The organism is Chitinivibrionales bacterium, from assembly GCA_014728215.1.
Lineage (GTDB): Bacteria > Fibrobacterota > Chitinivibrionia > Chitinivibrionales > WJKA01 > WJKA01.
The window spans coordinates 36,963-51,242 of sequence record WJLZ01000117.1; the positions used below are offsets into that span (position 1 = coordinate 36,963).

Consider the following 14,280-nt stretch of genomic DNA (forward strand, 5'->3'; position numbering starts at 1 on the left):
CAGATTCAGTTGATCTGCCCTTCTTCTGCCCGTTCTTTCAGTTCTTCGTCGGCAAAGATTGCGATTTCAACCCGACGGTTTTTCTGACGGCCTTCCGGGGTGGCATTGGTTGCAACAGGATCTGCGGCGCCCATGCCCACGGTTGATATTCGTACACCCGAAATGCCCTGCAGTTTCAGGTAATCGGAAACCGCTTCAGCCCGCTGTTCGGAAATCTCCTTCTGATCTTCTTTCGTACCGGTCGAGTCGGTATGGCCGACGATCAAAATATTGGTATCTTCATATTTCTGCATGACTTCAGCCATCTCCTCCAGATTGTCCTTTGCTTCCTGGTCCAGATCCGCAGAACCCTTATCGAAGAGGACATCCGAATCGAATGTTACTTTGATTCCTTCACCAACCCGTTCGACCTCGGCCTTTTCCAGTTCTTCATCCAGTTCATCGGCCTGGTTATCCATATAATTTCCGATTGCTGCTCCTGCTGCACCGCCGACGACGGCGCCGATTATTGCTCCGGCAGCCGTATTACCCGCCTGCCTCCCTGCTATCGCACCAACCGTGCCACCGAGCACCGCACCGAGACCGCCTCCCTTGGCAGTCTTGCCGCCATTGCAATTGAGTACCAATGCCGCAACAAGAACCATAATGCCAAGTGTTTTATGTAGTATGCTCATTTTCATTGTATACCTCCTGTAATCTTTATTGAGTCCTATTCCGGAAATAGAATTTCATTGCCGGAATAGGTTTAATGTGTCAATATGCCTGCGTTGGAAAGGTTGCATGAATGGTAAAAAGCAATTCGTGTGCCATGGGAAAAAAATGCCGCCAGGTACCGATAAAGCATCAGGAACGTGGGGGGACGGGCAAAACTGAACCGTAAGAATGTACTTCTGGCATAGTAATTGCAACCGCTCTTAAAGAGATATATTAAGCCGTTACAATCGACTTTTACAACGTTATACCGCCCGGGAATGAAGCTCATTATTGTACCGCAGATACATTTCCGCTCTTATCGTTGTGAAAGATGCTTATACAGAACGAATCGGATTAAATGAATCAGTATCGTCTTTATATAAAAATCAAACATTAAAAGAATACCACATCAGACAGACTGAGAGGGTATAGTGAGTAGAAAAAGCAAATGACCGGAGACAAGAAATGAGAACATTTTCCATATGTGCAAAAAATCCGGAGAGCATTCCTGCTATTGAAAAAATCGCCTCCCAAAAAGGTTTTGTTTATGATAAGGGCAATCCCGATTTTATCATTTCACTTGGTGGTGACGGCACTATTCTTATGTGCGAGAGAAAATTTCCCGGTATTGCAAAACTTCCGGTGCGCGAAAGTCTTATCTGTTATAAATGCCATGATGAACCACTCGACCGGATGTTCGATCTAATCAGAGATGGGTTGGGAGAAATTATTGAATTTCCGAAACTTGCAGTTCAATGCCGGAGCGTACGGCTTGTGGGAACCAATGAGGTCGTGGTGCGCAACGCAGATCAGCGACGAGCCCTTCGTTTCACTCTGAGATTCGATGGAAACGCCGGAAAGGAGATATTTATTGGTGACGGCATTGTGGCGGCAACTCCCTTTGGTTCGACCGGGTATTATCACTCGGTAACCGGGACACGTTTCGGTAAGGGAATCGGACTTGCGTTCAATAACTGCACGATATCCCACGATCCGGTTATTCTGAATGAGAAGTGCAGCGTCGAACTGGTGGTTGAGCGCTCAAGGGCTTGCGTGACAGTCGACAACGCACCCGAAATAATCACGGTCACTCCCCGTGATTCGATAAGCATAACACAGGCAGAGGAATCAACACGGCTTCTCTCCCATCGGCAAATACCGCAAGGAGCAGAGCCGAAATAGAAACAACAGCTAAGGACAGGGTTTATGTATGTCAAATTAGACGATTATGCAATATGGATTAAATGGGTGTCGATTGTTTGCGGCGTGATCAGCCTTTTCATCATTATGCTACATCTTCCGATGCGCACAATCAGCGAACGTCTCGGAGATTTTGTTCAAGGCCTCGGCATATGGGGCATGATCATTTTTGTAGTGGTATACATTGGCGCCACGGTCATGCTTGCTCCCGGTTCGGCCCTTACGCTTGCGGGCGGTCTTATATACGGGCTTGTATGGGGAACCATCCTTGTATCCATTGCTTCCACAACAGCCGCGGCCGTCGCTTTTCTTATTGCACGGTATGCAGCGCGGGACCGGGTCGTCCGCATGGCCCAACAACATCCCCGGTTTGCCGCAATCGACAAGGCAATTAATGATGGCGGCTGGAAAATTGTTGCCCTTTTACGTCTTTCACCGGCCATCCCCTTTAATCTTCAGAACTATCTCTACGGATTGACTCCAATCGATTTTAAAACATGTATCGCCACAAGCTGGTTGTTTATGCTTCCGGGTACATTCATGTATGTATATCTCGGCTATCTTGCCCGCGCCGGCGTAGCGGCAACTGCTGAAGGCAGAACGGCAGGGGCGGGCATATGGGCATTGCGCATTGCGGGATTTATCGCTACCGTCGCAGTGACCGTATATATTACCCGTCTGGCCGGAAAAGCGCTTGCCGGAAAGACGGAAATTCAAAAAAGTGAACAATCCAAAGCACATCCACCGGCTGTAAAAAAAACACCGCATTGGAAATTACTGTTCTACGCTGTTCCAGCGCTTATTCTCATGCTGTTTGCAGGCATTACGCTCGCGGAGCCATCCGTTGTCCGCGGTCCGGTTAAATGGTTGGTCTCGCTCTTTGGTCCTCCCGACGTTACAATGAAAGAGGCCTATGCGCCCAAACCACAGGGGCCATCGTTCGATCATTCACTCTTCGATTCGCTGCTTCAGGTGCATGTTGACAAAAAAGGGCTTGTCGATTATCAGGCCCTTGCACAACAGCCCGAACCGCTGAGGCGCTATATTAGGCAGATTGGAGAGGCTCCCTTTGATGCCATGGGACGGAACGAAAAACTTGCCCTGCTTATCAATGCCTACAATGCCTTTACCCTCCAACTCATACTCGAGTATTTACCTCTCGAATCGATTCGTGATATACCGCAGGACAAGCGATGGAAAGATCAGCGATGGCGTATCGGTTCCCATACCTGGAGCCTGGATCAGATCGAGCATGAGCAGATCAGGCCAAAATTCAAAGAGCCGCGTATCCATTTTGCACTGGTGTGTGCTGCAATCGGGTGTCCCATTCTCCGCCAGGAGGCATATCGTGCATCGCGGATCGATGATCAGCTTGAAGCTCAGGCGGTGTATACCCACAATCATCCACGATGGTTCCGGTATCCGTCAGACGATGAATCTGTTTTTCTTACAAAGTTATACCAGTGGTATGAAGGCGATTTTGAACAGATCGCCGGTTCGGCATTGCAGTACGCAGCCCGGTATTCACGCAAATTGAAACAGTCCCTGAAAAAAGGAAAAACACCCGATATACAGTGGCTTGAGTATGACTGGCGTCTGAATTCCCGGCAAAACAAGAATTTACTTGAAAAACAGTAACTCCTATGAAAAAAGTAACCGATATTCGTGGTGTACTGATACCGTTGGTGTTGTGCACTATTTTACCGGCTTGCGCAACCGCTGAAACCGCTCCTGCGCCGGAATCTTTCGCCAGGCGAAATCCGAGGGTTCTTGTTCTTCATTCATATCACTATGGATTTACCTGGTCGGAAAATATCAGTGAAGGCATACGAGCGGTTTTCGACAGCCTTGCGCCGGGCGTGGAAATCATTACCGAATATATGGATGTAAAGCGGATCTATGGCGAAGAATATTTTGGTGTACTCAAACAATTTTTACTATTGAAATATGGAAGGTATCCCATTGATGTTATCATTGCCGCCGACGACTGGGCGGTTGAGTTTCTGCTTGGTATTGGAAGTGAAATCCTGCCGGGAACACCGCTTGTATTCTGCGGGTTGAACGACTATGATCCCGAGCGGCATAAGGGAAATGGCCGGGATATTACCGGTGTGGTTGAGGATATCGATATTAAATCTACGCTTGAAGTTGCGCTGTCGCTTCATCAATCGGTGACCGATGTCGCTTATATTTCCGATCCCACGATAACCGGGAGCGCATTGAAACGGAATGCCGAAAGGGTTTTTGATGAGTACCGCGACACTATAAATTTTCATTATATCGAGCACAGGTCAATGGGGCAGCTACAGCAAAGAGTTAAAGACCTTCCCGATACATCCGTCGTAATCGCCTTTATCTTTACCCATGACCGCTATGGCCGCATCTGGTCTCATGAATACAATCTCGAACGTCTGGTGTCGAAATGCCCGTACCCGATTTACAGTGTGTGGGAGTTTTATCTGGGGCACGGTATTGTGGGCGGCATGCTTACCAGCGGTATGGAACAGGGCAAGACCGCCGCCCTGCTGGCGTACCGCATACTTGATGGAGAGAATGCAGCTGATATCCCTATTGTAACAAAAAGTCCCAATGTTTACAAGTTCGATTATGTCTATCTTGAGCATTTCGGTATCGATCTCGACGATTTACCGGAGAACAGCATCGTTATCAACGAGCCATTCTCCGTGTACCAGGAATATAAATATGTTATCTGGAGTTCGATCGCCCTTTTTCTGCTCCTGATCATTGTTGTTGTTCTGCTTGTTGGGAATACGGTTTTACGCCGCAGATCACAGCTCGCTCAGAAGATCAGTGAGGAACGGTTTCGTTCCTTTATGGACCATGTTCCCGGACTCGTTTTTATCAAGGAACCCTCGGGCAAAATTATATTTGCCAACCAGGGATTTTATTCATATCTGGATCTTAAACCTGAAACAATTGTAGACAAAAACGATGAGGGGGTTTTTCCTCCGGAGCTTTCCCGCAAGCTTGGTTTTGATGATCGACAGGTGCTGGAATCAGGCCGGAGTGAGGAGGTCGAAGTTTCTTTTGCGGGTCGAATATGGTCGATACACAAGCTGACCATAAGCCAAACGAACGGCCCTGCACTGCTCGGAAGTATCGCCCTTGATATTACCGAACGGAAGCACGCCGAAGAGAGGCTCAAGACCTCATTGCAGGAAAAGGACACCCTTCTGCACGAATTATATCACCGCACAAAAAATAACATGCAGGTGATATCGGCTTTTCTCGAATTGCAGGCGATATCATCGGGTAACGAAGAAGTCGAAAGGATAATCCGGGAAAGCCAGTTTCGAATGCAGACCATGGCCCTGGCTCATGATAAGCTTTACCGGTCTCAGGACCTTTCCCGTATCGATATGGAGCGGTATTGTATCGATCTTGCCCGGATGCTCATGTCAATATACGACATTCCTCCTCACAAGATTGATATCCGCTTTGATATCCAGAATATCAAATTGCTTATCGATCTTGCCATACCCTGTGGATTGATAATCAACGAACTGCTCTCCAATAGCTTCAAGTATGCCTTTCCTCAGGGCCGGAAGGGACGGATCACTATCGGCTTGCACAGAATCAACGCTCATCAACTGGTACTGAGCATTACCGACAACGGCATCGGCCTTCCTCCTGATTTCGATGTCATGAAGAGCGAGACACTGGGAGTACAGATAGTTCATCAGATTGTAGAACACCAGCTTCATGGTTCAATAAATGTTGCGAGTGATCGTGGGCTTAAGTGGCGCATTACATTTAGAGACGATCTCTATTCGGAAAGGGTATGACAATGAGAGCATCACCATCAGTACTAATTGTTGAGGATGAAGCGGCTATGGTAATGGCGCTGAAAGCACGACTCAGAGCCGATGGGTTTTCGGTATGCGGAACAGTTTCAACCAGGGAAAAAGCGGTATCTTCGGCAATCGAGAATTCTCCGGATTTTATTGTAATGGACATTCGTCTGAGCGGTAGAAGTGACGGTATCGAAGCGGCGAAGGAAATTACTGATAAGATACATACGAGTATCATCTTTGTAACCGGTTATTCGGAGGGAAGCATCAAACGCAAAGCCATGCGGGTAAATCCGGTGGCCTACATGGTAAAGCCTTTTCCAATATCCGAACTCATATCAATCATGAACCGGTGCCGCTGATGGACCCGCACCAGTGGCATGATCCTTGCGAATCCAAATTTTGATGGGGGAAAGCCGGAAATTTTTTCGATTACAACATAATTTAACGTTGCTTATGGAATACGCATGCAGCGGAGGAGTATGTTCGACGAAAAAAACCCCACCAGAAAGTGCAAAGGGTGTCCTCAATCCGGGATGGTATTGTGTGCAAAGTGGCATCAAAAGAAAAAATCGGCGTTTTCGTCGGCAACACCAAACATCGCATGGTGCTCCAACGGATGCTGGGGAAATGCTGTCAGATAGAATCCGGTTCTCCGGAAGAGATTTTTCCCCGGGGGCTCGATTTCTGCATTATCGACCGTCGCTGCCTGAAGAAATATGAAAATCTCATCGCTGCGCAAAGGGAGCAGGCAAAACCGTTGATGTTCCCGGTTCTCGGGCTGATCTCCAGAACCGGTGTGAACAGCGTGAGCCGGTATCTGCATACATGTATCGATGATCTTATCCTGACGCCGCTTATTCCGGAAGAACTCATGACCAGAATCGAAAATCTCATGCGCCTGAGAAAATGGTCGATTAATAGAGAACGACCGGGTGGTATACACCGTAAACATCAATCGGTTTCCGGACCGGTTCCTGTATCCGATCGTGGCGGAGCGTCGGAGAAGGATAGGGATGAGGAGTTGGACTCGAGCGGAGGCCGGTATCGTAGGGTGGTTGAAGATCAAACCGATTTTATTGTCCGATGGAAGCCCGGATTTATTCGGACCTTTGTCAATACCGCCTATTGTCGGGCATTCGGGATAAGCAAAGAGGATGCGCTGGGAACCTCATTCATATCCCTTGTTGCACCCGAACACCGTCAACAAATTATTCAAAAGATTGATCGTCTCAGCCAGGAACATCCGTGCGAAACCGACGAGCACCGCTCATTTCTTTCCGACGGCAGCATTGAATGGCAAGAGTGGACCGACCGGGCTCTGTTCGATGATTCGGGACAGATCGTCGAGTATCAGTCGGTAGGAAGAGATATCACCGGGCGAAAGCAGATCGAAGAAGCGCTTCGGCGGAGCGAGGAGCGGTATCGACTGGCCCAGCAGCTTTCCCGTATCGGAACATGGGAGTGGAACATAATAACCAGTGAGGTATTCTGGTCGGATGAAACGCTTGCAATGTGGGGTCTTAAACCGGAAGATTTTCACGGCTCGGTTGATGATGTCCTCGAGCGCATCCATCCCGACGATGTCGAGCAGTGGCGTAAAAATGTGCGTGCCTGTGTGGAAAAGGGGGGGAAGCACAGCGTTGATTTCCGGATCGTTAAACCTGATGGGGAAATACGCTGGATTGCCGGGTATGGCGATACCGAACGGGATGAAGAGGGGAACCCGCTCCGGATGATGGGGGTGGGGATGGATATCACCGAGCGCAAGGAGGAAGAGCTGAAGCGTAAGATCGGTGAAGAACGGTTCCGGTCGTTGATGGAACATACCGCCGAGGGATTTTACCTTCTCGAATTACCGGAGCCGATGGCAACCGATTTGCCCCTGCAACAACAACTCTCTATTCTCTATCGAAGTGCAATTGTCGAATGCAATAATGCCCAGGCACGAATGTATGGGTATACAAAAGCCGAAGAGGTAATTGGAAAGCAGGTATATGAACTCCATGGGGGGATTATCAAGTTGGAAAATATTGCTTTTGTCACCGCATGGATCGAACGCGGTTATCATATCACCGGTGCCCAGTCGGTCGAATTTGACCGATACGGCAATACTGTCTGGTTTTCCAATAACGTGACGGGAATTATCGAAGATAAACGGCTCGTTCGTATCTGGGGGACACAGACCGATATAACCGAAATGAAACGGGCCGAGGAAGCTGTAGTCCGTGAGCGGAATGTTTCTAATACCATCGTGGAAAATCTGCCGGGGATTTTTTATTTATTCGATGAGCAGGGGCATTTTCTCCGCTTTAACAAGGTTACTGAAAAAATTACCGGTTATTCTATTGAAGAACTCCGGAGTATCCGTCCGGCGGAATTGTTTACAGGAGAGAGCCGAAAAAAAAATCGAAGAAGGTATTCTTAAAGCTTTTGAAACAGGAGAGGCGGATGTTGAAGCCGAACTTGTTGCAAGGGACGGCAGGAAAAAACCTCATTATTTTACCGGAAGGCGTATCGAATATGAGGGACGCTCCTGTCTTATCGGCATGGGAATCGATGTTTCCAAACGCAAGCAGGCGGAAGAAGAACTGAAAGCATCTTTGCAGGAAAAAAACACCTTACTCCAGGAGTTGTATCACCGCACAAAAAACAACATGCAGGTGATTTCAGCACTTCTGGAATTACAGGCGGCATCATCCAACAATGAAGACGTTGAGAGAATTATCAGAGAAAGTCAATTTCGCATGCAGACAATGGCGCTGGCTCACGAAAAACTATACAAATCAAAAGAGCTGTCCCGTATCGATATGGAACCGTACCTTATCGATTTAACCCGGTTCCTTATGACTATTTACGACATTTCGCCGGAGAAAGTCGGTGTCCGGTTTAAAGTCGATAATATAAAACTATTGATCGATCTTGCCATCCCCTGCGGGTTGATCATCAATGAATTACTCTCCAATAGTTTTAAGTATGCATTTCCGGGTGATCGGGAAGGCCGGATCTATATAGAAATGCACAGAGAAGAAAAAACCATCCAGTTGAGTGTAAGCGATAACGGCACAGGATTACCCCATGGGTTTGACATCACGAAGAGCGAAACACTCGGAATACAGCTTGTTTATCAGATCGTCGAGCACCAGTTGCATGGTTCGGTAAGTGCTAAAAGCAATGGCGGACTCCGGTGGCATATCCGGTTTCGTGAGGACCTTTACTCAGAAAGGGTATAACAATGAAAACATCGCCATCAGTACTGATTGTTGAAGATGAAGCTGCTATGGTAATGGCGCTCAAAGCACGATTCAAGGCCGGTGGATTTTCGGTTATCGGATCAGCTTCATCAAAGGAAGAAGCTGTTTCGCTGGCTCTTGAAAAATCGCCGGATTACATAATAATGGATATACGCCTGAGCGGTGAGAGTGATGGTATAGAAGCCGCGCAGGAAATCGCCGATAAACTGAACACCCATATCATTTTCATAACCGGTTATTCGGAAGGAGACACCCGGCGAAGGGCCATGCAGGTGAAGCCGGTAGCCTACTTGGTAAAGCCCTTTGCAATATCGGAACTTATCTCGATAATGAGCCATGACGGGGGTGGACGGTGAAATGGTGGCATAGTATTTGCTTTTTCCTCCAGATAAACACAAATAGAACCATACAGGTATAAAAAGGTTTGGAGTTTTCATGAGCAAAGAAAAGGGTCCATGATACTATGGCTCACGAAAAGCATTCTTCCGGTCCCAAGGGACACAACGGCGGTGGGAATCATGATTCCCATGGGGGCTCACAGAATCATCAGGGCCACCATAAACACATGGTGGAGGATTTCAAACACCGTTTCTGGATATCCCTTGCACTGACCGTCCCGGTTTTAGCCCTGTCTCCCCTGATTCAGGGATTTATCGGTGTGCGGGAGGCGTGGCGGTTTCCGGGTGATAGTTTTCTGCTTTTCGGTTTTTCCTCCCTTATTTTCGTTTATGGCGGTTGGCCTTTTGTTAAGGGGTTGTACAATGAAATGAAAAAGCTGCAGCCGGGGATGATGACCCTGATCGGGTTGGCGATTACGGTTGCTTATGGCTACAGCGCCCTGGTCACCTTCGGTCTTGAGGGTAAAGTATTCTACTGGGAGCTTGCGACACTTATCGATGTTATGCTTTTAGGGCACTGGATCGAAATGCGTTCCATTATGGGAGCGTCGCAGGCGGTCGAATCGCTGGTAAAGCTTCTGCCGTCTCAGGCGCACAAGATTGTTTCCGGGGGTGATACGGAGGATGTCCCCATCAGTGAGCTTAGTATGGAAGACAAGGTGCTTGTCAAGCCTGGGGAAAAAATACCTGTTGACGGCACAATCGTGGAGGGTGAGACGTCGGTTAATGAATCGATGCTGACCGGGGAATCGAAACCGGTGCATAAAAGGGATGGTGAAAAAGTAGTCGGCGGTTCGGTGAATGGTGAAGGCTCCATAAAGGTGAGTGTGGAAAAGACCGGCGAAGATTCCTATTTATCGCAGGTCATCACCATGGTGCGGAATGCACAGCAGGGGAAAAGCCGCACTCAGAACCTGGCCGACAAAGCGGCCGCCTGGCTGGCCGGTATCGCCATTACCGCAGGAATTATAACGCTTATAATATGGCTCGTGGGGTTTGGCGCCGAATTTGTGTTTGCTCTCGAACGGACCGTAACGGTCATGGTAATTACCTGCCCTCATGCCCTTGGGCTTGCCATCCCGCTTGTTGTAGCTATGTCAACCTCACTCAGCGCTTCTCACGGTCTCCTGATCAGGCAGCGAAGCGCATTTGAGCATGCCCGCAATCTTCAGGCGATCATATTCGATAAAACGGGAACATTAACACGGGGAACATTCGGTGTTACTGAAGTCAAGCCATTGTCGAAAGGCATGGATAAGCAAAAAATCCTATCCTATGCCGCCGCAGTTGAAGCCCAGTCGGAACATCCCCTGGCAAAGGCGATTGTAGAGAACGCCGGCGATAAACGGCCACAGGTGAGTGGTTTCAAGTCGATAACCGGACGGGGTGCGCAGGGAACGGTGGATGGCACAGAGGTCAAGGTGGTCAGCCCTGGCTATGTGAATGAAAATAATATCGAATACGATAAAGATGCTCTTACCACTATGCAAAAAGGCGGCAATACCGTCGTATTCGTTGTATTTGATAAAAAGGCTGCAGGATTGATCGCGCTTTCGGATATTGTCCGTGAAGAATCTAAAGAAGCGGTAGCATCCCTGAAAGAGATGGGGATACGGACCATGATGGTAACCGGTGACAATGAAGCGGTGGCCGAATCGGTTGCGAAAGAAATCGGTCTCGATGAATACTTTGCACAGGTGCTTCCGGAAAAGAAAGTAGACAAAATCAAAGAGGTACAATCGCGGGGAATAATTACGGCGATGGTTGGTGATGGTATCAATGATGCTCCGGCGCTCGCTCAGGCCGATATCGGCATTGCAATCGGTGCGGGTACCGATGTTGCCGCCGAAACTGCGGATATCATCCTGGTCCGCAGTAATCCCATGGATGTGGTATCGATTACTGCTCTGGCAAAGGCTACCTACCGCAAAATGCTCCAGAATCTTGCCTGGGCCACCGGCTATAATGTTATCGCAATCCCCCTTGCCGCAGGTGTCCTCTACAATTGGGGAATTATCCTCAGCCCGGCAGCCGGTGCGATCTTAATGTCGGCCAGCACGGTAATCGTGGCCGTTAATGCCCGGTTTTTGAAGGTCCCGCAGTATCAGGAAAAGAAAACCTGATCCTTTTCAGGATTTGAGAAGCCAAATTCGCAGATTTGGGAATACGAAGGAAGGTCAAAAGCCGAAGGCATTAGATCCCAAAACTCAAACAACATTTTAAAAATTTAAGGTCACCCCTGACGAACCATCATCTCCTCCATAACCGACTTAAGTCCCTCCACATACCGTCGTCCGTCTTCACGGCCATCTTCGGGATGAGCTTTATCTTGGAGTGCATCGGGTAAAATCGGCTTTCCGAAGGTTACTTTGATGGTGGTCGGCCGGGGGATTGCCCGTCCTATCGGCATTGCGCGTTCGGTTCCTTTGATAATGACCGGCACTATCGGAAGGGGGCGGTGTTCCAGCACAAGTCCCAGACCGGGGCGGAAGGGAAGGAATTCACGTGATGTTTCCCGCCGTCCTTCGGGATACCAGATAAGGTTACGTTTACGATCGATTGCTGCTGCAGCAAGGGCCATATCTTTGCGTGCATTTCTGCCGTGCTCGATCGGTAGCGCGTAGGCGAGACGGCTGACAAATCTGAACAGCGGATTGCGAAAGGCAACTTCAACCCCCGCAGCCCAGGCACATCCTTTAAGATAATCGTATGGAAGTATTGCGGCAATCACAAAGGAATCGATATAGCTGATATGGTTAGGGGTGATAATGCACTGTCCGGCCTCATACAGGTTGTCGATACCCTCTGTGCGCATACTGAAAAGAGCGCGCATCAGTGTTCTGTTAAAGAGATAGAGCCCGTGGGCGCAAGCCTCCGTTGCCGGGGTGTGGGGCCTGAGCCAGTGCCGTTCAGTAGCATTCAAAAGCTGCTCCGGGGCTCGGAATGGATCGCCACCCTGCTGGGCACCGCTCCGGGTCTGACCGGCGATCTCGCGGAGGAGGTCACGAACCGTTTCGATTCGTCCGATAGCCTGCTCATCGATTTCCACCCCTGTTTTCTCGCTGATGTCAAGGGTTATTTCGAGCCATCCGAGAGAATCGATTCCCAGATCGATTTGAGGTGATGTGTCGGGTGTGAGGGGGAAGTCGCTGAAACGACGGGCCAGGATTTCCCATGCTGTGTGAGACGCGGGATTTTCGAGCAAAGCTTTGTCATCGGAACTCATTTCTTCGATGGGGATCGGGCCTGCGTGCGGCAGTGGAGACTCCCGGCTTTTCTCTGCGCGGCTATAGTGCTCATCAAGCAGATGACGCCGTATTTTACCCAACCGGGTCCGGGGGAGATTTTCACGAGATATCACATACTGTGCGATACGTTTATAGGTGGGCAGGTTTTTGCTTTGTTCTTCCATAGCCTCTCTGATCGCTTCACCGGCAGGCATGCCGTGGCCGGTGATTGCACCGATATCGGGTACCACAACCGCAGAGAGTTTCCCCTCGCGCATCAGTACCCCTGCCTCTTCGATAAAGCGATGCTTTTCGTACCACTCTTCGATCTCATCGGGCTGAATGTTTTCGCCGCTTTCGGTTACCATCACTGTCGATATTCTTCCGGTGATAAAGAGAAATCCATGGTTGTCGACATATCCCAGATCACCGGTGCGAAACCAGCCATCGGGGGTAAATGCTTTTTTTGTTTCTTCATCGAGGTTTCGATAGCCTTTGAAAACATTCGGCCCCTGTACCTGTATTTCTCCCTGGCCGGTAACACTTTCGGGTGAATTTGACTTATGGATACGCAGCCCGACCTTATCGATTATCCGTCCGGCGCTTCCAGGCTTTGCCATGCTCGGAAGGTTGAGGGTGAGCAGGGGTGATGTTTCGGTGAGTCCATAACCGGCGGCAACGGTGAATCCGAGGGATTCCAGTTTCAAGAAAAGCTCTTTGGAAAGAGCGGAACCGCCTGAGGCGGTCACCCGGAGATGGGGACCGATACGGCGCCGAAGCGGCTGTAAGAAAATTGCACCGATTCCGGTGTTAAACCGCTTCCTGAGCACCATTGACACCTTCAACCCTGTCCGCAGAGCAATACCCGCCGGCCCCTTGTATTCTTGCAGTGAATGTTCGATGTTTTCATAGAACGCGCGATAAAGGCGGGGGACGCCGATGATAACCCTTGCATCACCCTCCTTTATAGCGCGCATAAGGTGCGGGCCGGTAATGGTATGGGGAAAAATCACACAGACACCCAGCGAGAGCGGTGCAAAAAGACCGATAAAAAGTGGATATACATGATGTAACGGAAGCGGCAACAGAACTCGGTCGTCCCGGTTTATCAGTTTTGCATTGGCAACCGTTTCGAGTTGAAAGGCGATATTCTGAGCGCTCAGTGGTACGCCCTTTGACGGACCGGTTGTTCCTGATGTGTAAAACAGCACTGCAACATCATCCGGTTCAAGGGACGGCAATTCTCCGGTGGGGTGGCGATAGGTGTCGGTTTCATCAAGCCGGATCAGTTCGGGCGTGGATTTGAGAGAGAGCTGCTCGATCTTTTCAAAAGAAGAGTCATCGGCAATAATAAGCCGCAAAGCGGCATCGTCGATTATATGCTCAAGCGAATCATCGTCAAGCTGCCGGTCAATAGGGACAAGGACTGCACCGGCCCTGATCAGCGCAAGGGCAATGGTTGTCGTTTGTATTGAAGGCCGTGCGATAAGCCCCACCCGGTCGCCTTTTTGAATCATTCCGGCGCCAATTCCCCGGGCAAGGGAATTCATGTGTGAAGAAAGCTCTTCGAAAGTACATCGATAAATGGTGTCACTTTCCCCGAATTCGATGATTGCGGTTTTTGAACCGTATTGCTTGAGCACATCGGTAAGACGGTGAAGAGTATTGGTAAGGGCGCTCATAAGTTTACTCCGAG

General features: G+C 49.3%; 10 protein-coding genes. 8 read left to right on the forward strand and 2 right to left on the reverse strand.

The window, feature by feature from the left end; translation table 11 throughout:
- Positions 1–5: 5 nt before the first annotated feature.
- Positions 6–674: an OmpA family protein gene (locus tag GF401_08815; GenBank protein ID MBD3345147.1), complete on the reverse strand. Its 669-nt coding sequence runs from the start codon at positions 672–674 to the stop codon at positions 6–8.
- A 712-nt stretch (positions 675–1,386) separates the two neighbouring features.
- Between GF401_08815 and GF401_08820 the strand changes: the two genes are divergently transcribed.
- The 8 genes from GF401_08820 to GF401_08855 all read left to right on the forward strand — a co-directional run bounded on the left by GF401_08820 (position 1,387) and on the right by GF401_08855 (position 11,480).
- On the forward strand, positions 1,387–1,875 hold the full coding sequence (locus tag GF401_08820) for a hypothetical protein (protein ID MBD3345148.1): 489 nt from the start codon (positions 1,387–1,389) through the stop codon (positions 1,873–1,875).
- 24 nt (positions 1,876–1,899) lie between these two features.
- Positions 1,900–3,531 carry a DUF547 domain-containing protein gene (locus tag GF401_08825; protein ID MBD3345149.1) on the forward strand — a complete coding sequence of 544 codons (1,632 nt, stop codon included), beginning with the start codon at positions 1,900–1,902 and terminating at the stop codon, positions 3,529–3,531.
- A gap of 5 nt (positions 3,532–3,536) precedes the next feature.
- Positions 3,537–5,699: a PAS domain S-box protein gene (locus tag GF401_08830; protein ID MBD3345150.1), complete on the forward strand. Its 2,163-nt coding sequence runs from the start codon at positions 3,537–3,539 to the stop codon at positions 5,697–5,699.
- Entirely contained in the window at positions 5,696–6,067 is a 372-nt protein-coding gene (locus GF401_08835) for a response regulator (GenBank protein ID MBD3345151.1), read from the forward strand. The genes GF401_08830 and GF401_08835 overlap by 4 nt, the downstream gene beginning before the upstream one ends.
- A gap of 182 nt (positions 6,068–6,249) precedes the next feature.
- The gene (locus GF401_08840) at positions 6,250–8,133 is read left to right on the forward strand and encodes a PAS domain S-box protein (protein MBD3345152.1); all 1,884 of its coding nucleotides are present in this window, start codon (positions 6,250–6,252) and stop codon (positions 8,131–8,133) included.
- A complete protein-coding gene (locus GF401_08845; protein ID MBD3345153.1) occupies positions 7,994–8,938 on the forward strand; it encodes a PAS domain S-box protein in 945 nt (314 codons plus the stop codon). Before GF401_08840 ends, GF401_08845 begins: the two co-directional genes overlap by 140 nt.
- A 2-nt stretch (positions 8,939–8,940) precedes the next feature.
- Entirely contained in the window at positions 8,941–9,315 is a 375-nt protein-coding gene (locus tag GF401_08850; protein ID MBD3345154.1) for a response regulator, read from the forward strand.
- A 107-nt stretch (positions 9,316–9,422) separates the two neighbouring features.
- Positions 9,423–11,480, forward strand: a complete 2,058-nt coding sequence (locus GF401_08855; protein ID MBD3345155.1) for a copper-translocating P-type ATPase — start codon at positions 9,423–9,425, stop codon at positions 11,478–11,480.
- A gap of 110 nt (positions 11,481–11,590) precedes the next feature.
- Here GF401_08855 and GF401_08860 read toward each other — a convergent pair whose 3' ends face one another.
- Complete coding sequence (locus tag GF401_08860) at positions 11,591–14,266, reverse strand: AMP-binding protein (GenBank protein ID MBD3345156.1); 2,676 nt, start codon at positions 14,264–14,266, stop codon at positions 11,591–11,593.
- Between the last annotated feature and the right edge of the window lie 14 nt (positions 14,267–14,280).